General features: G+C 41.4%; 27 protein-coding genes. 21 read left to right on the forward strand and 6 right to left on the reverse strand.

Translation table 11 applies throughout. From position 1 onward, the window contains the following. The first annotated feature begins 19 nt into the window (after positions 1-19). The 11 genes from BM210_RS17510 (at position 20) to BM210_RS17560 (ending at position 11,051) form a co-directional block, all read left to right on the forward strand. Positions 20-1,096, forward strand: a complete 1,077-nt coding sequence (locus BM210_RS17510) for an oligogalacturonate lyase family protein (protein ID WP_091170697.1) — start codon at positions 20-22, stop codon at positions 1,094-1,096. 32 nt (positions 1,097-1,128) lie between these two features. Then, positions 1,129-2,169: a Gfo/Idh/MocA family protein gene (locus BM210_RS17515; protein WP_091170699.1), complete on the forward strand. Its 1,041-nt coding sequence runs from the start codon at positions 1,129-1,131 to the stop codon at positions 2,167-2,169. Continuing rightward, positions 2,166-3,143 (forward strand): Gfo/Idh/MocA family protein, encoded by a 978-nt coding sequence (locus tag BM210_RS17520; protein WP_091170700.1) that lies wholly within the window; start codon positions 2,166-2,168, stop codon positions 3,141-3,143. The genes BM210_RS17515 and BM210_RS17520 overlap by 4 nt, the downstream gene beginning before the upstream one ends. Positions 3,144-3,160: 17 nt before the next feature. Beyond that, entirely contained in the window at positions 3,161-4,207 is a 1,047-nt protein-coding gene (locus BM210_RS17525) for an oligogalacturonate lyase family protein (RefSeq protein WP_091170703.1), read from the forward strand. Between the two features lie 32 nt (positions 4,208-4,239). Beyond that, the gene (locus BM210_RS17530) at positions 4,240-6,510 is read left to right on the forward strand and encodes a helix-turn-helix domain-containing protein (protein ID WP_091170705.1); all 2,271 of its coding nucleotides are present in this window, start codon (positions 4,240-4,242) and stop codon (positions 6,508-6,510) included. A 408-nt stretch (positions 6,511-6,918) separates the two neighbouring features. Continuing rightward, positions 6,919-7,410, forward strand: a complete 492-nt coding sequence (locus tag BM210_RS17535; RefSeq protein ID WP_091170708.1) for a GNAT family N-acetyltransferase — start codon at positions 6,919-6,921, stop codon at positions 7,408-7,410. A gap of 66 nt (positions 7,411-7,476) precedes the next feature. Then, positions 7,477-8,370 carry an amidohydrolase family protein gene (locus BM210_RS17540; RefSeq protein WP_091170709.1) on the forward strand — a complete coding sequence of 298 codons (894 nt, stop codon included), beginning with the start codon at positions 7,477-7,479 and terminating at the stop codon, positions 8,368-8,370. Between the two features lie 15 nt (positions 8,371-8,385). Next, a complete protein-coding gene (locus tag BM210_RS17545; RefSeq protein WP_091170711.1) occupies positions 8,386-8,592 on the forward strand; it encodes a hypothetical protein in 207 nt (68 codons plus the stop codon). Between the two features lie 76 nt (positions 8,593-8,668). Beyond that, positions 8,669-9,685: a phosphotransferase enzyme family protein gene (locus BM210_RS17550; protein ID WP_091170714.1), complete on the forward strand. Its 1,017-nt coding sequence runs from the start codon at positions 8,669-8,671 to the stop codon at positions 9,683-9,685. A gap of 49 nt (positions 9,686-9,734) precedes the next feature. Continuing rightward, entirely contained in the window at positions 9,735-10,349 is a 615-nt protein-coding gene (locus tag BM210_RS17555) for a YdcF family protein (protein ID WP_091170717.1), read from the forward strand. A gap of 93 nt (positions 10,350-10,442) precedes the next feature. Then, positions 10,443-11,051 carry a transglutaminase-like domain-containing protein gene (locus BM210_RS17560; RefSeq protein ID WP_091170719.1) on the forward strand — a complete coding sequence of 203 codons (609 nt, stop codon included), beginning with the start codon at positions 10,443-10,445 and terminating at the stop codon, positions 11,049-11,051. Between the two features lie 143 nt (positions 11,052-11,194). Here BM210_RS17560 and BM210_RS17565 read toward each other — a convergent pair whose 3' ends face one another. The 3 genes from BM210_RS17565 to BM210_RS17575 are packed head-to-tail and all read right to left on the reverse strand — an operon-like array spanning position 11,195 to position 13,961. Continuing rightward, a complete protein-coding gene (locus BM210_RS17565; protein WP_091170721.1) occupies positions 11,195-11,977 on the reverse strand; it encodes a TIM barrel protein in 783 nt (260 codons plus the stop codon). 22 nt (positions 11,978-11,999) lie between these two features. Beyond that, positions 12,000-12,881 (reverse strand): TolB family protein, encoded by an 882-nt coding sequence (locus BM210_RS17570; protein WP_091170724.1) that lies wholly within the window; start codon positions 12,879-12,881, stop codon positions 12,000-12,002. A gap of 54 nt (positions 12,882-12,935) precedes the next feature. Further along, positions 12,936-13,961: a sugar phosphate isomerase/epimerase family protein gene (locus BM210_RS17575; RefSeq protein ID WP_177237869.1), complete on the reverse strand. Its 1,026-nt coding sequence runs from the start codon at positions 13,959-13,961 to the stop codon at positions 12,936-12,938. Between the two features lie 291 nt (positions 13,962-14,252). Between BM210_RS17575 and BM210_RS17580 the strand changes: the two genes are divergently transcribed. The 5 genes from BM210_RS17580 (at position 14,253) to BM210_RS17600 (ending at position 17,762) form a co-directional block, all read left to right on the forward strand. Continuing rightward, complete coding sequence (locus BM210_RS17580; RefSeq protein WP_091170728.1) at positions 14,253-15,128, forward strand: DMT family transporter; 876 nt, start codon at positions 14,253-14,255, stop codon at positions 15,126-15,128. 152 nt (positions 15,129-15,280) lie between these two features. Beyond that, the gene (locus BM210_RS17585) at positions 15,281-15,775 is read left to right on the forward strand and encodes an NUDIX hydrolase (RefSeq protein WP_091170730.1); all 495 of its coding nucleotides are present in this window, start codon (positions 15,281-15,283) and stop codon (positions 15,773-15,775) included. A 34-nt stretch (positions 15,776-15,809) separates the two neighbouring features. Continuing rightward, positions 15,810-16,337, forward strand: a complete 528-nt coding sequence (locus tag BM210_RS17590) for a histidine phosphatase family protein (protein ID WP_091170732.1) — start codon at positions 15,810-15,812, stop codon at positions 16,335-16,337. A 214-nt stretch (positions 16,338-16,551) separates the two neighbouring features. Beyond that, complete coding sequence (locus tag BM210_RS17595; RefSeq protein ID WP_091170735.1) at positions 16,552-17,025, forward strand: NUDIX hydrolase; 474 nt, start codon at positions 16,552-16,554, stop codon at positions 17,023-17,025. Positions 17,026-17,279: 254 nt separating this feature from the next. Next, positions 17,280-17,762: a pentapeptide repeat-containing protein gene (locus tag BM210_RS17600; protein ID WP_091170737.1), complete on the forward strand. Its 483-nt coding sequence runs from the start codon at positions 17,280-17,282 to the stop codon at positions 17,760-17,762. 186 nt (positions 17,763-17,948) lie between these two features. On the opposite strand, the gene BM210_RS17605 is transcribed toward BM210_RS17600, so the two are convergent. Next, on the reverse strand, positions 17,949-19,718 hold the full coding sequence (locus BM210_RS17605) for a M56 family metallopeptidase (protein WP_091170739.1): 1,770 nt from the start codon (positions 19,716-19,718) through the stop codon (positions 17,949-17,951). 35 nt (positions 19,719-19,753) lie between these two features. Next, positions 19,754-20,128, reverse strand: a complete 375-nt coding sequence (locus BM210_RS17610) for a BlaI/MecI/CopY family transcriptional regulator (RefSeq protein ID WP_091170741.1) — start codon at positions 20,126-20,128, stop codon at positions 19,754-19,756. A 152-nt stretch (positions 20,129-20,280) separates the two neighbouring features. Here BM210_RS17610 and BM210_RS17615 point away from each other — a divergent pair, with 152 nt between their 5' ends. The 4 genes from BM210_RS17615 to BM210_RS17630 all read left to right on the forward strand — a co-directional run bounded on the left by BM210_RS17615 (position 20,281) and on the right by BM210_RS17630 (position 23,906). Beyond that, a complete protein-coding gene (locus tag BM210_RS17615; protein WP_091170744.1) occupies positions 20,281-21,129 on the forward strand; it encodes a P-loop NTPase family protein in 849 nt (282 codons plus the stop codon). 89 nt (positions 21,130-21,218) lie between these two features. Then, a complete protein-coding gene (locus BM210_RS17620) occupies positions 21,219-22,271 on the forward strand; it encodes an ABC transporter ATP-binding protein (protein ID WP_091170745.1) in 1,053 nt (350 codons plus the stop codon). Then, entirely contained in the window at positions 22,268-23,080 is an 813-nt protein-coding gene (locus BM210_RS17625; RefSeq protein WP_091170748.1) for an ABC transporter permease, read from the forward strand. The genes BM210_RS17620 and BM210_RS17625 overlap by 4 nt, the downstream gene beginning before the upstream one ends. A 4-nt stretch (positions 23,081-23,084) precedes the next feature. Further along, positions 23,085-23,906 (forward strand): ABC transporter permease, encoded by an 822-nt coding sequence (locus BM210_RS17630; protein WP_091170751.1) that lies wholly within the window; start codon positions 23,085-23,087, stop codon positions 23,904-23,906. Between the two features lie 58 nt (positions 23,907-23,964). Here BM210_RS17630 and BM210_RS17635 read toward each other — a convergent pair whose 3' ends face one another. Then, positions 23,965-24,441 carry a DUF4362 domain-containing protein gene (locus BM210_RS17635; RefSeq protein ID WP_091170752.1) on the reverse strand — a complete coding sequence of 159 codons (477 nt, stop codon included), beginning with the start codon at positions 24,439-24,441 and terminating at the stop codon, positions 23,965-23,967. A 366-nt stretch (positions 24,442-24,807) separates the two neighbouring features. Between BM210_RS17635 and BM210_RS34870 the strand changes: the two genes are divergently transcribed. Continuing rightward, positions 24,808-25,077, forward strand: a complete 270-nt coding sequence (locus BM210_RS34870; RefSeq protein ID WP_177237870.1) for a hypothetical protein — start codon at positions 24,808-24,810, stop codon at positions 25,075-25,077. Positions 25,078-25,568: the final 491 nt, after the last annotated feature.

Genomic DNA, 25,568 nt, shown 5'->3' on the forward strand with positions numbered 1-25,568 from the left:
AAGACAGGAGTGTTCAGTTTTGAATATCGGTCGGGTTTACTCGTCAGAAAGACGTTTTTTTAGAGATGCGGTGACAGGTGCAGAGATCATTCAGCTTACCTCTTTCCCGTGTATTCATATAAAATTGTATTTTCATGTTAATGCGTTCACTCCGGATTCACAAACCCTTGTGTTTCAAGCATTTTCTCAGCCAACGAGGGATTCGAAAGTTGATATTTTTAAGGTCAATATCGATGGAATGGGGCTGATGCAGCTTACGGATGCCGCAGAAGCCGGCAGCCCGGTTGTATCGCCTGATGGACAGTGGCTTTACTATATGTGCCATGGAGAGCTTCGTCGCGTATCCATGGTCGATTTTCAAGAGGATCAAATCGGTTATATAGATGGCATACAGCCGTCTACCGGACTTAGCAGCAATACTGCGGGGTCCACTATTAATGCGAGCATGAGCAGCGATGGAAGCGTATATTTTACAGATGCTACGTTGACCAATGGCAGGAGAGCGATATTAAGATATACAACTGACGGCAAAGAAGCTGCTATTATCTATGAATCGGATTCGATTACTCATACCCAATGTGAACCTTCACAGGGGAAGGTTGTTGCTTTTCAGCATAGACCGGATGCCGAGCATCGAAATATATGGCTGATCAACGAGGATGGCACCCATGCTAGACCCTTGGACTTACCTTATGGCAACGGGCATTGGATGTGGTTGGGCTCTACCCAAAGAATTATGAGCAATCTTGAAAAGCAGTTTAACGGGATCGCAGTGATGGGCGAGCATGATGACAAGCCGGAAATCATTGTGACAGGCGAACATTTTTGGCATGCAGCCAGCAGTCGCGACGGCAACTGGATGGTATCGGATACAAGCTGGCCGGATAACGGGCTGCAACTTATTCATGTGAATAGCAAAAAGTATAAGACTTTATGCTATTCACAAAGCTCTTCCTCTCATCCTCAATGGTCACACCCGCATCCTTCATTCAGCCCTGATGGCAAATACGTGGTGTATAATTCCGACAAAACTGGAATTGCCCAGATGTATCTGGTCAAAATACCGGAGTATTTGAGAGACGAATTGCAAAGCTAATAAAATAATGCGGTGGCAGGTGGAACGTTTATATGGAAAAGCTGAATATAGCGATTGTGGGACTGCGATTCGGAAGCACAGTCATAGAGGAATTGCTGGAAGGGGAGTGCAACCCCTATTTCCATGTATACGCAGTTTGCGATCTTGATCCTTCCAAGGTTGATGACAGTGCAAGGAAGTATGGCGCAAAGCCCTACTATTCGATGGAAAGTCTCCTTGCCGATCCAGAGATTCAGGTGGTTGGGCTGTATACACCACCGGCAGGAAGAGCGGAGCTGATTGATCAGATTATGAGCGCTGGACGAGATGTAATCACAACGAAGCCCTTTGAACTGAGTCCGCAAAAAGCGCTCGACATTCTCACAAAAGCCATTGCAATGAAGCGAGTCGTCCATCTGAATTCCCCTGGGCCCGTATGGCATGAAACGCTGACCTATATCAAAGCATGGACGGCGAAGTATGAGCTGGGTATACCCATCGGGGGTCGATGGGACATTTGGGTCAATTACCGCGAGAAGGCAGATGGAGGCTGGTACGATGACCCTGAAAGATGTCCGGTCGCCCCGATATTCAGGCTGGGCATCTACATCATCAATGACATGGTACGAATATTCGGACCCGTTCACAAAGTATCGACTTTGAGCTCCCGTCTGATCACGGAGCGGCCTACAGTAGACAACTCGCAGGTAAGCCTGCTTTTCCGAAACGGAGCGATAGCCAATATATTCGGGAGCTTTTGTGTAGATGACAGTCAGAGGTATAAAAGCCCGATGATCCTGAATTTCGAGTACGGTACGTTTTATTGCGATGTCATGCCAACGAATGAGGGAGACGCGAACAAGCTGCTACTTGTGGCCTGTGACCCGATAACGAAGCAAAGAATCACAGAAGAGGTCGAGGTCACAGGGGATGCAGGCCGGTATCAGTGGGAGGCATTTTACGAGTCTGTGTGCGAGCGGAAAATGAATGAAGAAGCCTATATCCATGATGTGGTAGAGGGGCTGAAAATTATTGAGGCTATGCAAAGATCCGAAAGTCGAGGAACAGTTGAGGTTGTGCGGGAGGTATTATGAAAATTGGCGTCGGTTTATTCGGGAATAACGGAGGACATCAAATTCATGGCGAGCTGGTCAACCATCCTTATGCACAAATCGTCGCTACAGCTGCTATGGATACAAAGCTGCTTGCCCCTGAGCAGCAATTCGATACGGATATAAGGCATTATGAGTCCCTAGAGGACCTGTTGAAGGACGAAAGGGTACAGGTCGTTTCCTTATGCTCGCCCCGAAGGTCTAACCAAGTCAATGAAGCGATTATGTGTATGCAGCAAGGCAGGCATGTGTATGCTGAAAAGCCTTGTGCCCTTCACGAGGAAGAGCTAGACCTTCTGCTGCAGGCCGTGAACGAAACAGGCTGCTGCTTCCGTGAAATGGCGGGCACGGGCTTTCAACAGCCTTACCTGGCGATACGTAACCAGGTCCTATCCGGTGTGATTGGCGAGGTTGTACAGGTATTCGCTCAAAAATCATACCCGTATCACGACGGTCGTCCACAGGATGAAGCGATCGACGGGGGGCTCATCGGCCAGAATGGTATTCATGCAATAAGATTTGTTGAGCATGTGGCCTGCGTGCAAATCAAAGAAATTCATGCCATGGAAACCAAGCTTGGCAATCCCTGCGAACACGGGGGCCTTCATATGGCAGCGAGTATGCTGATGAGGCTTGATAATGGAGGGGTTGCCAGCATTGTCGCCAACTATTTAAATCCGAAGGGCTTCGGTGGATGGGGCAATGAGCATTTACGGATATTTGGCACCAAGGGATTTATTGAAGCTGTGGATGGCGGAGCCCGAACGCGGCTGGTTGTAGGTGATCACGACTGGGGACCTGTAGATATTTCTCAGCCAGAGGAAAACTATTGGAACCGGTTCATCCAAACACTGCTGGGCAGAGCGGAAATGCCCGTTACACTTGAAGATGAGCTTCACTGCACAAGAATGGCAATAAGAGCCAAAAAATCTGCGAACCAACAACAAACCTATTAACGAAGGAGTGTTCCCTGATGGCGAGAGGCCAGGCTTATCCATCTGAAAGGCAATTTTTTGAGGATAGCAAAACCGGCGTGAAGATCACCAAGCTGACTGCGTTCCCCACGATTAATAGTAAGCTTTACTTTCATATTAATGCTTTTACCCCCGATTCCCGGTCACTTGTATTTAAAACCTACAGGTCTGCCCAGCGGGATTCGCAGATCGATGTATTCAAAGTTCAAACAGACGGCATGGGGCTAGTGCAGCTGACTGATCGTCCAAATGTACGAGGAGCCATCGTTTCCTATGATGGAAAGTGGCTGTACTACGTTACAAACGGCGAGCTGTGTAGAGTGTCGATGAACACCTATGAGGAGGAGACTATCAGCTATCTGGATGCTCTTACCTGGGATGCGGAATGCGCCAGTATGACTTATGACAACAGCAATTACTATGTTGAGGCCACTTTAAAAAATGGTCGGCGCGGGATCGCCAGATTTTCTACAGACGGCAAGGAAGCCGAGGTTATCTTTGAGAACCGGGATATCACCCATACCCAATGCGAGCCTACGGAGGGCAAGGTTATTGCTTTTCAGGATGGACCGGATGCACATCACAGAAATATTTGGCTAATTGATCGGGACGGAAGTAATTTGCGCCCCCTTGAGCTTCCTTATGGGAATGGACATTGGATGTGGCTTGGAGACACGAAACGGATTATGTCCAATCTGGAGAAGGAGCAGCAGGGAATTGCCATAATGGCGGAGAATTATGAAGAACCTGAGCTGTTGGTTAACGGGGAGCATTACTGGCATGGGTCCTGCAGCATGGATGGTGAATGGATGGTCTCCGATACGAACTGGCCTGATCATGGCATACATCTGATTCATACGGTGACGAAGAAGCACAAGGTCCTTTGTTACCCCAATAGCTCATCCTGCCACCCACAGTGGACGCATCCCCACCCTTCCTTTAGTCCGGACGGTAAAATGGTGGTGTATAATTCGGATGCTGGAGGGATTCCAAATGTATATTTGGCAGTTATTCCCGATGATATGCGTGCGGAGCTTGCTGAATAATGGATAAGGTTGCCGTGAGTTGGAGGTAAACGATGAAAAACCGCCGTTTTAGCTATTTCAAGCGATTGTTTTTGTTCTGCATCCTGATAGGCTTTATTCCCGTGATAACGCTTGGTTATTTCTCTTATTCTAAATCCTCACAGCTTTTGCTGGATAAGGCGCACAGAAGCGATATGGAGATGGTGGAACAAACGCAGCTTCGTTTTGAACAAAAGCTGAAAATGGTGGATAATGCCCAGGCACAAATTACGAACTCGCCGCTTCTGATTGATGCAATGGAGCAGGCTCTCGACAAAGATGACTATTTAGCCTATGAGAAATTAATGCAGACGCTGTATCGGCAGCAGCTTTACGAGTTTGGACTGTCCGATGTCTACCTCGTGAACTTTAATAAAAATTGGATATTAAGCAGCGCCGGCAAAGAATCTTTGCAGGAAAGTAAGCTTGGTTCCACCTTTACCGAGTATGCCAATAAGGGAAAGCTATTTTTTTGGACTGCCTTGAAATCCCCATTTTTCGAAAAACCGAACCTACGGGTATGGAATACAGCAATTGTTAAAACAATCCCAATCAATTCCTTTAGCCCGCTTGGCCTTCTTATTGCCGTATTACCGAGCCAGGAATTAAATAAAATGATTCCAAAAGGCAGTGGGAGCGAAAGTGGCGACATGTACGTCCTGGATGAGCATCACCAGATTATTGCAGGCAGGAATCCGGAATGGATCGGTAAGGATCTATCCAATGAAGCGTACATGGAAACCATCAAGCTGGCAAACCGAGAAGCGGATCAATTTGAAACCGACAATCATACCTACGAGATTACGTACAGGCAATCGAATTATAATGGATGGATTTACGTAGCGAAGACGAATATCAATGAGATAACGAAGGAATCGAAAGCGATCGGTTGGGTGACCATTTTCATCTGTTTGCTCGTGTGTATCCTGATCTTTATTGTATCGTTTGAGGGAACCCGCAGGCTGTATGGACCGGTTCGCAAGCTGTACGATCTTGTATTGAAATCGCCCGACATGCCGCGATTCTCCAAGAGAAACGATGAGTTCTACTGGATTGAAAAAAACATGCATGTACTCATGGGGAAGGAATCGCGTTATAGGCAGCAGCTTCGTGATTTTTTTGTACATAAGTTGCTGCAGGGTGCAGTAAGCGCCAAAGAAATAGCGGACCGTATTGAATCCAACGAGCTGGAAAGCTGGAAGCGAATGAGGGTTATCTGCGTACGCATCGATACCTTGGAAGGAACTAATTATACCGATCGTGATAGAGATCTGCTCCTATTTGCCATTCTGAATATAGCAGGGGAACTGATCCCGGAGCAGCTTAGGCTGAATCCGGTTGTGATCAACGATCTCCAAGTGACCCTGCTTGGCGATTATTCCGAGCTTCCAGAGGCTTCGAAGGCGGAAATATATGAATGGGCGGCTGCTATTCAAAATTCGGTGGAACAGTATTTGCATTTAAACATCAGTATGGGCATCAGCTGCTTGTTTATGGAAATGAGCGAGGCGCCCAAAGCCTTTAAAGAAGCGAAGGAAGCACTATCTTACAGCGTGCGCCTGGGGCAGCAATCGATTCTGTTCCTTGAGGATATGAAACCTGAAGGGACGGACCCATCCGTTACATATCCGCAGCAAGTCGTCAATGAGCTGATGGACCATATTAAGCTGATGGACGAAGCAGGAAGCTATCGGTTGTTGGATGAATTCATGGCGATCATCACCCGCAAGGCGATAAGCCAGCAGGAGTTTCAGTTGGTCCTGCTGCGGCTGCTGGTCGATATAACGCGGCTTGTTCAGGAAATGGGTGGAACTCTATATGATATGGGTCTTCAGGACAAGGAGATGGTAAACGAAATCCTTGCCTTGAAATCGACAAAGGAAATTGTGGGTTGGCTGCAGCATACGATGATTCGCCCTCTGATGAATTATATCGACAAAAGCAGGGAAACCCTCTATACGAGAATATCGGATCAAATGCTCGCGATTATTGATCAGGAGTACGACTCTCCGTTGTCGCTGGAGAGCTGCGCGGCCCGGCTGAACTATCATCCGGAATATATCAGTCGTGTATTTCGCAAGGAAACCGGTTTTGTTTTTAGCGATTATTTATCCCGACATCGGCTGCAAATGGCCAAGAAATTTTTGATCGAAACGAATATGACGATCACGGAAATTTCGGAGAAAATGAGGTATAACAACCCGCAAAACTTTATTCGTTATTTTCGCAAGCTGGAAGGGATCACTCCGAAGCAATATAGGGAGCTGAGCCTGATGAGAAAATGAAACTCACACAAACATCGCATAAATGTGCGATGTTTTTTGTGGTCTTATGTATGGGTAGTTGGTAAGGAGATCACTGCGTGCTGGATCCTATGAAGACTCGCATACTCTGGATCGCAAACTTAAATACTAACAAAATAGGATATTTATGTAGTAATATAGAATTATGCCGCTATTACAGTGAAAAATAACTGATAACGCAAGGTGGACAAGATTGACCTGAAACGAAAGTGCCTTACGAAATAAATGACAACATTGTCAGTCAGATGATAGCGAGCCCTAATCAGGTTTAATTTATCCTTAACCATCCTATGTCAAGCGCACCGGGCACTGCTTTTAATTATGATAGTGATAAACAAGCGTCTGCTCATTCAAAATAAAACCGATTACGCTAATCATGGAGGTTTAGAAATGAGTGTTGAAATTAGATCCTATCAAAAAGAAGATACAGCTGCCATAGAGTTAATTTGGAACCATGTTATAGATGAAGGAGATAGTTTTCTTTGGACGGAGCATTTTTCTAGAGACAAAATCATTGATATTGTAACGAAACAAGATCAAACATATTGTGCCATTGAGTGTGAAAGTGGCGAGGTTATTGGTTTTTATATATTGCATAAGAACTTTCCAGGGAGAGGCAGTCATATTGCAAATGCATTATATGCCGTGCGATTCGATTATAGAAAAAAGGGAATCGGCAAAATGCTGGGAAGCCATTCAATTGAAGTATCAAGGCAATCCGGCTATAGAGCCATTCAATTTAATTCGATAGTTTCTACGAATACTGCTTCCATTCGACTATGGGAAAGTTTAGGCTTTGAGCGCATAGGCTTGGTTAAAGAGGCATTCAAGAAATGTGATAACCAATTTGTTGATTTATACGTTTATTCCAAGAGATTATAATATTTTTCAAAGAAAAGGTAATATCTGATATCTTAATATTTTCACAGATTGGAGGAATGAGGTCCATTGAAAAAAAACTCTCTTTTTTTATTGCTAATTATATGTATTGCTTTTGCCGGAGTTGTGTTCTTAGTTAAAATGCTTTTTTTGAGCGAAGCTGCATCAACGCAGGAAATGATTACCACAGCAGAAAAGAAACCTGTCACAACCGACAAGACTGCACCCAGAGCTGCTAATAAAAGCTTTGAAGATTTGGTTAAAGAATATGGGGATATCCCTTTATTCGATGCTCATAATCATGATGCCAGCGATTATAAATATAAGGGAATGAAAAACATCTGGGAAAAGACCGCCGTTAGTCGTATTGTTCTATTCGGAGACGTTTCTGAGCCTTCGGCAGTAAGAACTGATGACATTGCTTGGGAAGCCTACCGTGATCGTCCAGACGTGATCATTCCTTTTTTCTCCGGAATCAACCTGCTTGAAGCTTCAGGAGTGGACACCGCGCGTTCGATGCTGGAAAAAGGATATTTCGGAATTGGGGAAATTGCGGCTGCTTCCACAAATTCTCCGGTGTTGTCCAAGGTTGCATGGAAAACGAAAAATCCGATGGATGGCGTCTTGCCACAAATATATGAACTATGCGCTGAGTACAAAGTCCCTGTCTTGCTTCATATCGATCCACCTAACGGACTTGTCTTAGAGAAATTCAAAGAAGCATTAAAATTATACCCGAACACGACATTTATTTTCGCGCATGCCAATGCCTTTAATTCTCCGTCTAACATCCGTGAGCTTATAATGACATACCCTAATGTGTATGCCGATTTCTTCGCAGGATTCACTGCATTTAATCCCGAAAGCTCTAATAAACTAAAAGATTTTGTACCTGTTATGAAAGATTTCCCTGACCGGTTTATGTTGAGTACGGACTCGGGGTTTGGATTGAAGAGTGAGTAACAAGCCATCGAAGGTATGTACCGTTTAATTGATGAGCTTGGTGATCCGAAGATTGCCAAGATGATCGCCTATGATAATTTGTACGCAATCATTCGTGATCAGCCGGCTACGACTGCACAAATCGAAGCTATCCGTAAGCTGGATAATGGAAAGTTTCAAACACTCAATCCGGCTAAGTTAACGAAATTGGAGGCAGGAAAAATTCTTATTGAAAAGAAATAAAGTTTGTTGATTGGACTGGATGCCAAAGAAGACGATTTATAGCTACGAATGTAAAGTTTGGGTTTGGAGGAAAGTGATGATTCATTTAATAAAGTTAGATTCCGAAGAAGAAATCAAAAAGATCATTGCACATTCGAAGCAAGCAGCATTAAGAGCACTCCAAAGCTACGATTTGGAGTGGAAACAAATTCGTTACAATCAATTATCCGATACATGTACATTTGTAATAGAAACAGCTAATGAAGGTCTTTTTTTACTCCGTATTCACACAGGTATCAGTCGCGAGGAAATCAATTCCGAAATCGATTGGCTTGATGCATTGAGTGAAAAGATCGACGTAATGATTCCAAAGGGGATCAAAGATCGTAATGGCTCCAAAACCGTAAAAGTGGATCTGGAGAATGGATACTCTTGTTATGCTTCATTGATGTGTTGGGTAGAGGGTGAACAACTAACCGGAAATTTAACGGAAGACCAAATCTACAATGAGGGTATTCTCTTGGCAAAACTCCACCAAGTATCGCAGGAGTTTGAGATATCTGCCAACTTTGTACGTCCGGTTTGGGGCGAGCAGAGCTTTAGGAGAGCTATGAGTCGTTTGGCACATTATTATGATCGGTTCTTGACAGAAGACGAATTTCAACTGTATCAGTTAGCTGCTGAAAAGGTACTGTCTTCGATTGGCAAGCTTACCATGGATAAAGAAATGTATGGACTCATTCATGGCGATTTACACCAAGGTAATATTGTGTTTCATAAAGAAAATCCTCGTCCGATAGATTTTGGAAGATGTGGGTTTGGGTACTTTTTTTATGATATAGCACATACCCTATTGGGGCTTTATCCCAAACAAAGGGAAGTTGTACTGAAGGGTTATACAAGGACTAGGAAACTTGAGGGTGATTGGCTGTCAGTATTGGAAAGCTTTACAGTGATGGTCATGATCGAAAATTATGCTCACCATGCACCTGATCCAAGAGAAACGGAAGGTCTTAAAGAAGAACAACCTTATGCACAAGCTATAATCAAAAAATACTTAATTGATGCTCCATTTCTTTTTCATCCTATAGAGATTAAAGAAAATGGTTCCTGACCACTCCGTAGTATAAGGAGTTATACGGATTAAACTTGGGAGGAATTCAATGCTAATTTCTCAGATGAACCCAGAAGAATTAACAAGAGATCAAATTACAAAGGTGATCTTTGGTGATCAGAAAGATGCTGATGATGGAACTCTTCATGGTGATTGTATACTTGTTTTTGGAGGATCATACACCTCACGAGCTGTAAAAGCAGTTGAATTGTTTAAAAAGGGTCGAGCTCCCCGTATTTTATTTTCAGGAGGAGATAAGTTTGGACAAAGAAATCCACCCGAAGCAATTGTTCTTCGAGATGAGGCAAGAAGACTTGGAGTACCAGATGAATCCATTCTTATAGAGACACAGTCTAATCATACCAAAGAGAATATAATGTGTTCACTTACCGTTCTTGATCGAGCCATTGGCCTGGAGAAAATCAAAAGATTGTTATTGGTGAGTTCTCCCGGACACATGCGTAGATGCATTCTCATGTTGAAAACATTTATGCCACCGTGGTATCAATATGTATGGTGTCCAGATGATCGAGTTAATGGGCAAGCTAACAATTGGTGGGACGATGATGAAGAAGCAAAAAGAGTAAAAGCTGAACTTCGTAAAGTTATAAATGGAGTCAAGGGGAATTATTTTGTGGATGATGAAGTGAATGTGGAAGGTTGAACTATAGAAGGGGAGTCTGCAACGCGGTGGCCCCTTCCGATTGTTCGCAATATTGATATTAAAATGCAAATAAATGTTCGAGGGTGATAGGAAATGAACTTGACATGTGAATCGGATTGTTTAGAAGATTATTTGGTGGAAACAGAAGTTATTGATTTTGGTCACTCTACCATTAGTAAGAAATCATCGGAATTATATGCTGAATCCATAAACGAAAATGATTTTATAAAGAATGCTTATGAATATGTTCGCGATGAAATAGCTCATTCATGGGATATCCAAAGCTCGCGAGTAACCTGTAAAGCATCGGAAGCACTTATTTATCAAGAAGGTATTTGTTATGCAAAATCTAATTTATTATGTGCCTTATTAAGGAGCAAAGGGATTCCGGCAGGGTTTTGTTATCAACGACTTACAATAGGGGATACACCTGATACTGGGTATTGCATCCATGCTTTAAATGCCACTTACATGAAAAGTATAGGAAGATGGGTTCGCCTTGATGCCCGTGGAAATAAGGTTGGGATTGCTGCGGAATTTTCTGTATCTGAAGAGAAGTTGGCCTTTCCAGTACGGCAAGCCTACAACGAAATGGATTATTCCGTCATATATAAAGCGCCTAATGCTAAAACAATTGAAGTTCTCAAACAAAATTCAGATTGTATACATATGTATCTGAATGGATTACCGTCAACCTTATAGCTTTTGAAGAAATTCAACTAAAACCATGGACCCATTCATAAGTAAGAATCAGGACGGCGGGCCTATCCATTCAATGAGCTGTATCAGAAAAAGCTGCCGTTTGCACTTTAACGGCAGCCTCTCGATCTTGCTATACCAGTTTATTATGATTCGTCTAGTGCCAGCCTTACGGCGCGTCGAAGTGTTAGTAAATCATGTTCCGCTTCCATATATTCGTTGTTGCCGCCCCGGAATTCCAATGACCAACATCCTATGTAACCTGCTTTGCGAAACAGCTGCACTTTTTGCAGCAGCTCCGGCCCCTTGAAATCCACAAAAGCTCTGTCGAACTGAACATGAGCCGTGAAAGGTGCAACCCATTCGTCTCCAATTTCCTTATCTGACAACCAACGGCTCACATTGAGTACAATGCCGAATCCAGGAGATGAAACTTCTGAATAAAGCCGCTGAAGGTTTTGAGGGACTTGGGAAGCTCGCTGATGCGTTTGCGGACCGACTCGAAACCCATGGTCAAGAGCATATTGTGCATATTCCCGATACCGTTCGACACAAAGATCCAATTGTTCATTTGTCAGCTCCAATGCATTGATGCCCATATCAATTCGAAGCGTACGTACGCCCCACCTGCGTGCAATGTCAAGGTACAAGAGAGCCTTCTGATAGTGTTGTTCACGAATGGAGGGATCGTCATGCCAAATGTCGGCACCATCTACAGCTAGACTCGCAACGGTCAATCCTTCTTCGTCTAAGGTTTCCTTGATGCTTTGAATGTAACTATCCTCCGTAGATAACAGCATACCGCTCCAAATATCTGCATGATTGAGCCGATAGCGGTACTTGATGCTTTCTAAATAGCCGAATATATTCATTTTCTCTGCTTTGAACAAAGCATGGAAAGACCACGAACCGATCGAAAACGCTGCCATATGAACATCTCCTAAATAGTTATTAGTCCTTTAGTCTATAGCTCACAAAAGCCAGTTGATTGCTGTTGGGTGACCATGAATTGACATTAATGGTACCCTGTCCACCAAACAGCTGGACCAGCATGCGGAATTCGCCACCAGAGCTGGGCATTAAGCGAATTTCTACATTTTTGTTTGCGGGATGGTCTCCGGGAGCAACATCACCCTTCTGGTAGGAGATAAAGGCTGCCCATTGTCCATCTGGGGATATATGGGGAAACCAATTGTTACTCTCGTCGAACGTCATCTGTGTCTGTTCGCTGCCGTCGGCGTTCATACGCCACACCTGCATGAGGCCCGTCCGCACGGAATTGAACCAAATGTGTTTGCCGTCCGGCGAATATTCGGGACCATCATTCAGTCCGGGTGAATCAGTCAGCTGTGTTTCCTTGCCACCGTTTGTTGGAATAGTATAGATGTCATATTCGCCGTTCCGTTCAGCGCAATAAGCCAGTGTGCTTCCGTCCGGCGACCAGCCGTGCAAATAACTGGGGGCTAGTGGTGTGATCAGTACCGGATTTCCTCCTTGCAACGGGAACATGTAGATTCGGGACTGACCATCCTCATAAGTGTGATGGCTAACCGCAACTTTTGAGTTGTCGGGGGACAGGACATGGTCATTGTTGCATTGAATAGCGTATCCGGAGTCAATAACAGTACTTTCCCTCGTTGTGATGTCAAAAGAATAGAGGTTACCCAAGCTGTTATAAATGAGTCGTTTCCCGTCGTTAGTCCAGTTAGGTGCCTCAATCAAGTAATCGAATTCGGCCAATACGCTGCGCTCTCCGCTATGCACATCCACCGTTTCCAAGATGCTGACCACATTTCTGCCTGTAATCTTGCGGGGCTCTTTTAAAGTATTCATCGTTATTTCTCCCTTCGTTTGGTAATTGTTGTGAGTTAAGTAAAGTATTAAATGTTATTTTGTTTTCGTGTTTTCTGAAGCAGCTCTAATTTGTTCGAGAAAATTGCGGATTTGTTCATAAGGCGGTTCAGCGAGCTGGCTCGGATGATTAACATCACTATTCACCCATAGTGTCTCGAGTGGAATATATCCACGGTAATTGCTATATCGAATACGGGTAAAAAGCTCTTCAAGATCTACCTGGATATTCGTATCCGGGGAGGTTGGTTTTCTCTTAACCTGGAAGTTTACTGTATAAGGGAGTACAGCTTCGATATCATCATACCAGCTATAGCCAATGCCGGTACGATCACCGAAACTTTTGTAGCAGCCTGTATCATTCACCACTCCAATATTGGGATGATCCACCCACTGAAGAATGCGGATTACTTGGTCTGCTGTAGAAGTCATATCCCCATGATTTTGCATACCGATCTTGACACCTTTTACATCGCCATACTCGGCACATTCTCTTAATGCGGGTACGATTCTTTCTTTAGCAATCGTCTCCCAATTTGAGCTTAAAATATCTTTCGAAATTTCACCCGTAAACACGCGAATGACAGGTGCCCCCATGGCGACCGCAACATCAATCCAATACTTGACACGTTTTACATCCAAAGCACGTCTTTCTTCACTTGGGTCGGCAAAATCGTTTTTAACTCCAGTTCCACTGATGGCAATCCCCAGTTCTTCACAAAGCTTTTTAATATTTCTAGCATATTCAAAAATTTCTTCGTCCGATTTGGTCGGCATTGTGAAATTGTCATACCCTGGAATATAATAAGCAGTAATATCCACAGAATCAAAGCCAGCTTCTTTGGCGAATCGGATAGCCTTCATTGTGTCGATGGGAGGTGCACCTTCTGTGCTGTCATTCAACCACGAATTCAAATTATGACTTAAGCTATAAAAGTTAAGACCGATCTCATAATCTCCTGTGTAATAAGAACCTTTGCGGGTGTCAACCAGATAATGGCTAGTAGGAATTTGTTCATAAACTTGGGCGAACGAATCTTCTTTGGCTTGCATCGGACTCATGTTATTGCTCCTCTCCATGTTTTCCCATAATAACAATGCTAGTATACTCCATTTTGGTAACGAAGACTGAATCAATCTTTTGATTTCTAATTCAATAGTATGATTCAACTGAGGAATATTTTCTCTTTACAACTCATCATCTAGCATAGACCACATTTACGGTTTTTCTTTACTGATACGCGGCAGTTCTTCATACAACTTCTACGAGAAGTATAACAAAATCATTGAATTTATCACTTCATATAGTATGATTTAACATATATTAGAATTTTGAATTTGGAGGTTAATTCGTTGAATCGTTTTTACTTTGCTTTTTTGCTAATTATTACGACAGCATTGATGGGTTCATCTTTTGTGGTGGGCAAAATAGGTTTAGCTCACATTTCGCCTATTCTTTTAGCAGGGCTTAGATTTTTGGCGGCTGGGGTTTTAATGGCTATTTTTGTTAGGAAATATAGTCACCCTCATCTGTTAATGGACTGGATAAAAATTATTCTGATCGGATTGTTTCAAACTGTTGGGGTTATGGGATGCATCTTTGTTAGTCTAAAAACAATCACTGCGGGTGAATCTTCTATTCTAACTTTTATGAATCCCTTATTTGTCGTTATCCTCAGCACAATATTTATTGGGATAAGATATACAATGATTCAATGGTTAGGCGTAATCTTAGGTTGTTCAGGTATGATCATTTTAGGATTTGCCCAGTGGAATAATGGAACCATTATTGGTTTAATAGGTGGACTATGTTGGGCTATCGCGACATTACTAATTAAAAAATTCAATCTTACATGTAGTGTTTGGGTAGTAACTGCGTATCAAATGTTATTTGGCGGCTTCTTACTCACGTTGGCAAGCCTTTTCATGGAGGATCTGAGGTTTACTTTTAATTATATTTCCATATCTTCCTTAGCCTATTTAGCATTATTTGGATCAATTGCTCAGTTTGCCTTGTGGTTTTACTTATTATCTAAAGGTGACTCCACTAAAACGAGTGCGTTCCTGTTCCTTGCTCCGTTTTTTGGCGTATTGTTCGGGTATCTATGTCTGGACGAGCCTTTGCACAAAGAAATGGCTGTAGGCGCAGTATTAGTTTGCACGGGTATCTTTCTAGTGAATAGGTCGTCTTCTAAAAATGTCAACATAAATAAACTAACTTCTGAATAATAGGGTAGCCATATCTGTTAAGGATGTAGTAAAACAATATTGAATCCCTTGGCTGCTTTTCCTCAATGGTTATCGATATATACAATTAAATAACATAGTATTCCATATAGAATTTACCTAATGGCTGAATACATGGAAATGGGGTGTTGGTGTTGAATGAAAATGAAAAATGGCATCGGCATTTAGGTGCATACGGCATTTGCGTATACGAAGAGAAGCTATTAGTTATCCAAAAAGGGACGGGTCCGTATAGGGGGCGGTATGATCTTCCTGGAGGTACTGTTGAAGCGAATGAATCATTAACAGAGGCAGTAAAAAGGGAGTGTATGGAGGAGGCAGGAATCAATGTTTACATTACAAAGAATATCGGAGTTTGTGATTATTTAATTCCATATGAATTACCCAAAAGAGGGACTTCGCATATTCATCATGTAGCTGTATTTTATTTGGTTCAGTACTTGGCTGGGCAACTGGCCACCAATCCAGAAAAATTTGAAGGACAAGATTCTTTAGGGGCATTATGGGTGCCAATGAATGATATCACTCCAGATAATTCCTCACCGCTTGTTGTTCAAGCAATAGAATGGTTAAACACGGAACAATTATTGCTTGAAGCCCAACGATTGGATGATTGGGTCACGTTATGAAGCAAATCTTTATCATAATGGGGAGGATACGTCAATGATTTATGTGATTAGGCACGGGCAAACCGACTTGAACAAGGAAGGAAGACTTCAAGGAAGACTGGGGCTGCCATTAAATGAACACGGAATAAAGCAAGCAGAGCGTTTAAGAGATAAACTTGAAAATATAAAATTTGATTACGTATATTCCTCCCCTCAAGAAAGAGCTATACAAACCGCAGAGACCGCAACGGGTATAAAAGCAATCATTGATACAAGACTTGATGTTTTTGATTTAGGTGAAGCGGACAGATTAAAAAAGGGCGAAGTGAAAATGGTTGGAGGAGTTCCTGATTCAAGTGTTTATAAAGGCGTTGAAGAAATCAATAGCTACATCAATAGAGTTTTTAAATTTATGCATGAACTTGAAGTTGAATATGGCGTAAAGGAAGTAAATATTTTATTATCGGGACACAGATGTACAACCGGATGCATCGGCGCTTATTTTGAAGGCATACCTGAAGATGGAAATATATTAAAATACTCCTCAGACAACGGTGAATATAAAGTGTACAATTTCATTTAATGAGCAGGTGCCGTGGCCGCATGGACGTTGTATTGAACTAAAGGTAAGTAATATAAATCCCCAGAGATTTTTTTACTGCTAGAAAAGTTTGCATCCAAGCCTCTCGACTACGCCTATCTGAAGTTGTGGAACTATCTTGATTGCTAAAGCAAGCCATACGACTATCCTGCTGCTAGTAATTTCCATATATCCAAAATCGGGAGGTGTTATAGATATGGAAAATGAACAACCAAAACAATTAATTGCTGTTTCTGCTTTGGTTAAAAACGACAAAGGTGAGATCTTACTTCTTAGGACACATTGGCGTTCGGATACATGGGAGATGCCAGGGGGAAATGTTGAAGTAGGGGAACCATTGGACGAGGCAGTTTGTAGGGAATATCTAGAAGAGACCGGGATTGTAATTCGTCCTCTCGGGATAACAGGTGTATATTTTAATGCAACAAAACATGTTTTATCAATAGTTTTTAAAGCAGAGTACGTTAGTGGTCAAATAAAAATCCAACCAGAAGAAATTCAGGAAGCTAAATTTCTTGAGTTAAACGAATCAAATATAGACCAATACATAACCCGTCCACAGCAAAAATCTCGTACACTCGATGCCATGAGAGCAAAGTGTTTTATTCCGTATGAAACATGGGAAGTAAATCCCACTTATAACTTATTAACTAGGTTACACAATAATTAAGTATTTCCATTTCATGGGATGGACATTTAAGAAAGCACTTGCCGATTCTATGATCGATTTTCAAGAGCGTAACGGATGAAGGGTTCGTGAATGCAAAAATATAAACTGAAAGAAGTTAAAAGTTAAATATTTACAATAAGGAACATGTGTTCTATAATAAGGTATCTTATTGCAAATCTTGAAGTTGTTAAAAAGGAACCTCAAGGGGATATCCAAACTATGAATATAATAAAAATATAAGGGAGCTAGTGAAGATGGAAATAAAAGTAGAGAAATTGGATTTGGAAATGTCGGATATTTCTGGGTCACGGTTTCAGAAAGTTAAAGCAGAGGAGCTGCTGTTTGACAACGTTAACTTAGCTAAGACGCAAATTAAAAACGCAAACATGAGCAAAATGGTTTTGAATGATGTAAACATGGCTGAGTTTAGAATTTCTGATGCGAATCTAACTGGAATGGAAATCAAAAATGCTAATTTTAGTCATGCTTTAATTGAGCATGTTCATCTATTTGGTACTGAATTTCGTAATGTTGTTCTTCCTAAGGAAGGTGATGGTAACTATAATCCAGACGGAGATTACAAGGCAATCAGCTTCCATAATAGTGATTTGAGCAACGGCCAGTTAAAAAATTGCAATTTATCAAATATGGACATAAGTGATTGTAATATTGATGGACTTAAGATCAATGGAATACTAATTGAAGATTTAATCAGAAGAGTGGGTAAGGACAAATAAAGGGCTTCCTGGTTCGTAGGGTTCATTAGTTTTAGTTGTACTATAAGGTGGATCGTTCCATCTCAAGTGCCCACCTAAAGTCGCAAATCACCCGATATTGGTAAAGTTTATGTCCAAATAACGAGGATTACGCGACTTTATCATTCATAGGATAGTAAGCTGTAAGTTCTGGCAACTGCAACTGATCTAATTATTTGTATTTTTCTTATATAGTTCCGCAAAGTCTGTGCTTGTGATATAAAATAAAGTTTCATCCAATGTTGGGTTTATTTCAATTTCCAATACGTTAATACTAGCTGTCATTTTCCCTTTGTTATCGTATTCTTCTTTTTTTAGCAGCATCCCAGTTTCCTTATCAACCCACATGGTAAACTTTTTTGCATCGTATTTGCTTTTGAAATCATGTGACAAATCTCCACTAATTATAATAACAGGTCTTCCTAACAGGAAATCCTCACCTTTGACTGACCAAAGGGTGTGATCCTCGAGATACGCCATTGCATTTTGCTCTGGAGCTATGATGGTCTCAGCGATTCCTGAATTTGCTGGGTCGCGTCTCGGCGTCTGCTCTACTTTTGGAAGCTTTTTCTCATTAGGAGTTAGAGGTGGAGGTCCAATATAAGTCATTTTACTGTATTCTCCATTAATTTTATGAATTAAATAACCGTTAGTATAAATAGTTTCATGGTTTCCAACGTTTAAATAGCTTACAGGATGGATGCCTTCACGGACTTGAAACTCTACAATTTCTTTGTCTGAGCTTGTTGAATCAATGAGTTTCCCTCTCACGGTTGTAATAGGGTCCAAGGAATTATGCATCAGTTGTATAGTACTTTCTTGACTGATAGATGTCGAACCTTCCGGAAGCTGGGGATGTCCTTTTGCATGGGTCAAGGCTGCAACACTAAATAATATAAGAACTGTCAGTCCAAGTACGGACCATTTGTGTGTGCTTTTCTTAAAGTGTTTGATCATATTGATCCTCCGCTTAAGCTGTTTTTTGTTGCCTGAAATAATGGCTATGCCTGGGGATTGAAGACGTTGTGCAACACTTTCCATTAGCTTAATAATTGTCATAGCATATTCTTTAGATTCATTGGCCTCTATACTATTAAGTACCAACGTATCACAAGCTATCTCTTGGTCTTCACGCATTCGGAAATAAGCGAACCAAAGAATAGGGTTAAACCAATGGAGAATGAGGAGAGCATGCATGATCCAGTTGATTACTATGTCTTTTCGTTTTAGATGTATTAATTCGTGTAATAGAATGTAGCGTAATTCATCAGAAGTAAGGATATGACCAGTAGATCTGGGGATTATGATTTGAGGGCGTAAGCATCCCCATAAAGTAGGACTTGAGACTTTGTCTGACAAAATGATTGGGATCGATACTCTGATAGAGAGTGTATCTCTGCACTTGTTATAAATACTTAAAATGTTCGGATCGATGGTAGCTGATTCATTCCGCATATTTAGCTCAAATCTTCGATTTATAAGAAACGTTTGAGTACTAAAAAATACAATACCCACAAGCCAAAGCAAGAATAACCATAGGGTGACTGTAGAAACATGACTATTTAATCGCTGATCCGTAGAATTCATCTCCATGGTTGGATAAATGTCTAGATACGTATCACCTTTATCTGGGATCATTTCTTCCAAAGTATGATCTTTAACAGGTGTAATAATATTTATATTATGAGGGGCAGGGGTAGACTCCTGTTTGTTATTAAGTGTAAAAAGATTATACACACTGAAAGAACTTTCCGGCGTCCAAGGTAAAATAATTCTTAAGATGAGCAAAATCCAAAGCATATAATGCCATCTCGGTTTTAGTCTATCTTTCAAAATCACTTTTACCAACATGATTAGCCCTACAAATACGGCAGCCATTACGGATGTAGATAACACCCAATTGAAAAAAACAAGTAGCAATATGGCTATTCCTGTCACATTCACCTTTCCTTTCTTGCGAGATTTTATAATATTTATTGTTTGTCGTTAAGAAGCCTTTTAAGTTCTGCAATATCCTCAGGAGATAACGTTTCATCTTCTCTTATAAAGTTAACTAACATTGGCTTTAAAGCCCCACCATAGATTCTCTTCAAAAAGGACTGGCTCTCAGCCTTTAAACATTCTTGCTCGCTGACTAACGGATAGTAATAATAAGATCGGCCATCCTCTTTGAAACTAACTACATTTTTCTTGACAAGTCGACTAATAAAAGTTTTGACTGTGTTTGGCTTCCAATTTGTATTATCGTTTAATAATTCAATAACATCATTAGCGGTGCAAGGGGATTTTGTCCATATGATCCGCATTATTTCCCATTCTGAATCGGAAATGCGAGGGATATTGCTCATTTCTATCCTCCTTAAAACTACAGTTGTAGTTGATAATTCATCATTACATTTAAATACAAATATGTCAAGCATGTCAATGCCCACTTAAATGAAATTGGAAATTTGTTATTAGTAGAATCATAGTTTCTAGATTGGATAGGGGATTACTTTATATGAATACACAACTTATTATTGTTGAAGGATTGCCTGGATCTGGGAAATCGACGGCAGCTCAGCTTATCCTTGAAATTCTTACAGAAATGAACATTGAAGCTCAACTATTCAAGGAAGGCGATTTAAATCATCCTGCAGATTATGACGGAGTTGCATATTTTTCAAAAAGTGAATTTGATGAATTGCTATCCTTAACTGAAGAATTTAGAGATATATTAAATGTTGGAGTAACTACACAAGGCAATGATTATTTTTTGCCATATCGAGTAATTGAAAATGAAATAGGATTGAAATTACCAGATGTATTATCAAATACAATTTACAAAAATGATATCTATGAATTGCCTCTGAATCAAAATATGAATTTAGTTGTAGATAAATGGGGGAGATTTACTGAAAGTGCTCTAAATAACCAAAAGGTTTATATCTTTGAATGCTGTTTTATACAAAATCCTGTAACTGTAGGTATGATAAAATATGACTCGCCGAAAGAAAAAATAAAACATTATGTAACGAGTTTAGCAAAAATCATAGCATGCCTGAATCCACTATTAATTTATATAGAGCAAGATGATCTTGAATTTTCGTTTAATAAAGCAGTCAAGGAAAGACCCAAAGAATGGTCAGACGGGTTTGTAAATTATTACACTAGCCAAGGTTATGGTAAAGAACATGGTTATATAGGAATAGATGGAACATTACAGGTACTTCAAGCAAGGGCAAAATTAGAAAATGAAATACTCGATTTGTTAGAGCTGGATAAGGTAAAGATTAATAACTCTTCATATGGCTTAGACCGGTGCAGGTCTGAGTTAATCCATATTATGAGGTCTCATTATGTCCGTTAATATTTACAAAAAAATAAATAAATTTTCCACAATTTGATAAATATCTGCTATAATTAGACGAATTTTGCACCAGTGAGGGGATAAGAGCCATGTCATTGATTGAAGTGAATCAGGTAAGAAAAGTATTCGAAACGACTGTCAGGAGGAAAGGCCGGTTTGGAATGTTGACCAGTCTAATAAGTCCTGAAAAGCGAGAGGTTGTTGCTGTAGAAGGAATCAGCTTCTCGATTGAAAAAGGAGAGAGTGTTGCCTATTTGGGACCTAATGGTGCAGGGAAATCCACTACTATTAAGATGCTGACAGGTATTCTGGAGCCAAGCGGCGGCAGTATTCTGGTAGCGGGTATGCAGCCGCACAAAAACCGCAAAATGAGCAGCTATCAAATCGGAGTTGTTTTTGGCCAGCGAAGCCAACTACTGTTTGACTTGCCTGTTAAAGACTCTTACGACCTGCTGAGGTATATGTATAGTATTTCATGGGAGAGGTACCGCCGGAATTTAGATGAGTTTACCGAGATATTGGAAGTCAAGCATTTACTGGAGCGTCCTGTGAGAACGCTGTCATTGGGACAACGAATGCGTTGTGAAATTCTGGCTGCACTGCTGCATGATCCTGACATTCTGTTTCTCGATGAACCTACTATCGGGCTGGATGTGGTTGCAAAGGAACGAATTCGGGCTTTTATAGAAAAGATCAACAAGGAGAAGGGAGTCACGTTACTTTTAACAACCCATGACATGAATGATATAGAAAGAATCTGTCAGAGGACGATGATTATTGATAAAGGCAAGCTTATTTATGACGGCAGTCTTCAATATATCAAGGATAACTTTGCGACAGAACGTCAAATCAGAGCCGTATTCCATGAACCGTATGCGGCTGCAGCTGCGGCTATGGTGTTTGCAAATAAGCAAGACGTTGCTGTTCATGTTGACGAGTTAGTGGTACGGATTACATATGATCAGAACTTGACTGATACTTCCGAGCTGTTAAAGCTACTGTTGGACAAGGCCAATCCACGTGATTTGACGATGCAAGATGAAAGCGTAGATGTGCTTATCAGCAGAATTTACCGCGAAGGGTTGGACGACAATCCCAAGAAACAATACGAACTGGTGGCTGAGGGGGCGGCTATTGGATGATGCATTCTGTACAGCGTATAGTAGGGATGTCGAGGATTGCCGTTCGCCAACGCATGCAATTTAGATTCGACTTTATTATGACTTTGGTTTCAACGTTGATGTTCAGTGTTTTATATTTTATGTTATGGAAGGCTATCTATCAATATTCAGTAGAAGCTGTGCTGCCATGGCAGCAGCTTATTACTTATGTAATGATCGGGCAGGCGATCAACTTTGCCAGATGGTCTCCGGCAGAACGTGCACCTACCTATGAGGTTGCGAGGAGGGTAAGATCAGGAGATATTGCGCTTGATTTGATCCGTCCGGTTGATTTTCAAGTGCAGAGATTTATGGAAGCCGCCGGATTCTTCGCAGTAGAGATGTTATGGGTAAACATACCAGCCATGCTGCTGCTGATCTGTATTCTGGGCATTTCGCCACCACCGGACCTTTACGCTTTGCTTGGTTTCATGGTTAGTTTGGTTATTGGCTTTCTGGTAGCCTTCAGCTTGAACTCGATTGTGATGATGATTTCGTTCTTAACGACGAATACATTCGGGATTCAGATAGCTAAGAGAGCTCTTGTTGATATTTTTGCGGGTACCCTGATTCCCTTTGAGTTCTTCCCAGCCGCGATGCGGACTGTACTGGAATGTTTGCCTTTTCAAGCTATGGCTTATATTCCGCTGTCCATTTACACAGGTCGTTTGTCAGGTTGGACTATGATTGAATCGTTGCTGGAACAACTAGTGTGGGCCGCAGTAATGATAATCATCAGTAGGCTTCTTTGGATGAAAGCAGCCAAACGACTAACCATTAACGGGGGGTGAAACTGTGTTAGCACCAAAACGGAATATGATTCAGCAATTTTTGTACTTGATTGGCTTATACGGCCATTATTTAAAGGTCTATTTTAAAACCTTGATTGAATATCGGGCTGACACGATTATAGCGGTTATTGCGGGAATTGTGGCTCAAGGAAGCACGCTTTTATTTTTAACGGTTATTTTTCAACGCATCCCTAAGCTGGCAGACTGGAGCTTTTATGAGATGGTTTTTATTTTCGGGCTTGCGGTGACTGCCAAAGCATTGAATCAAGCCTTGTTTAATGCTCCATTTTCGTTGACCTGGGTAATACGCAGCGGGCAGATGGATGTGATGATGGTCCGTCCTGTAGGGGCACTTTTTCAATCGATAGGAAATTCTATGGAACTAAACGGAGTCGGACAGCTGCTAACGGGATTTGCTATCATGATATATTCAGCAACCCGATTGGAGATGGATTGGACGGTATGGTCGCTACTATATACTGTTATTGCTCTGTTCAGCAGTGCCATTATTCAATTCGCTGTATTGTTGACGATCAGTGTATTGACCTTTTGGGTTCTTGAGATCCGGTCGCTTATTTATCCTATCAACTGGTTGTATGATTTTACGCGTTACCCACTTGAAATCTTTCATCCAGTGCTGCGGATATTATTAACTTATGTGATTCCGTATGCGCTCGGCAGCTTTTTCCCTGCGGCATATCTGCTTCGTTCTCAGCAATATGAGTGGGCGGCTTGGGGAGTGCCTGCTTCAGCCGTTGTAGTGATGACACTTGCTTATCTACTGTGGTCCAGGGGATTAAGACGTTATTCAAGTGTTGCGGGTTAAGGAAAAAAGCTCCTCTAGTTGGAGGAGCCTATCCTGTTTATATAGTTAATCATACTTACTATTTATCAACAAACCAAAACGTTTGAGCGGTTTGCTTACTGTCGCATCCAGTTAACACATAACCTTCTAGATCTTGTTCCCTCTTCTTTTTTTCTAATCCTTTGCAGGTCGTACTTGGTCTTCTTAAATCTGAACCAAATGCATCCATTGAGTTATCGAATGTGTATTTGATCAATTTTCCATTATACGTTAATTCATAGAAGATAGGATCTCCTTCAATGGTGTATTGAGTAATCCGAATGTTTCCGGTTTGATTCGCTTTAACGCTCTCAATAAATTGATGCCACTTATCCAAATTTGTATATGTACCGTGGACGTTTACTACATCACCATTTTGGATTGCTTTTTCAGAACGATATGGTTTGGTGACCTTTGGGAAATCGGACTCAATACCATGACCTTCTTGACCATTAGAATGATTGCAAGCAGACAATAATAATGATGCTAACACTAAGAATAACATGTATTTTTTCATTGACCCACCTCGTAATAACCATAACGTTTGAAACCTTAAAAATGTTTCAATATGTCATTAACACTTAAACAATACGAATCTTTATGGAACCGATTAAGCAACAACATAAGCAAGAGGCAGGAGGACACGGAGGGAGACCATAGTGACCTCCTGCTTTTTCAATGGAATGGGACTGCAATAGCTTCCCAGCCCAAATCCAAGTCCTCCTAATGAAGTACTAGCTTCATTTATAGGTAGGCTCTTCCTCTTGTTAAGATACACGGAACTCCTTTGCCGATCGCACCAGGCTGGGACATCTCCTCCAAGTAACGACGACCACGCTCGCATTTTTTACATCGACTGCAGACATCAGAGGTAACTACCTTCATGTTAAATTTATATTTATCTACCGAAGATAAAGGCGTGTTTTTCTTTGTGGCCTTTTTACTACTCACTATACTCACCTCTAATGTTGGTTTGATGTATAGTATGCTGTTCGTGGGTAATTGGCTACCTGCTAAAGAGGAACCTGTTGGTGAAACGATGGATGAGACGATCAATGAGTGCTGGAATAACCTTCGTAAACGATACGCTGTATTGTTGGGAGAAAAGGAAGGTGATGAGCTATCGATTTATCTATTAAAAAATATGGAATAAAATATCATTATTCTTCGCATTGTCAGTGTTTGTGATGACGGCCCTCTACCGACTCCCGTCGGAGCAAGGCATTACAGCTATAGTTATTACCATATTTTTATAACCACCGACATGGGTGGTTTTTTTATGCTAACAAAGGGAAGAAAAGATTCGTCCTTTTATATGCTTTCGTCTTTTTTGATTAGCTGGCAGTCATATGAACAATTCTTAAAACAGAAAGCCATGCGATCCTTCGATATGAGATGAACAAAAGAAATACACAGCCCGAGCGGAGAAAGCGGACCCTTCTGGAGAAACGAAGTGTTCGCCTTTGCAGACGGATTCTTACCCCTATGGGGTTAAGAATCGAAAGAATCTGGCTGCAACAGCGATTGGAAGAGGATTCTGCTTTCGCAGCGCCTCTTTGCTGTCATGATGTTTAGTTCCCCTTATATAGGGAATAGTTACTTAGCCGGGTGATCAAATATGACTGATAATGATTTCAAAACTTG

The sequence above is a fragment of the Paenibacillus sp. 1_12 genome (assembly GCF_900114475.1).
GTDB lineage: Bacteria > Bacillota > Bacilli > Paenibacillales > NBRC-103111 > Paenibacillus_S.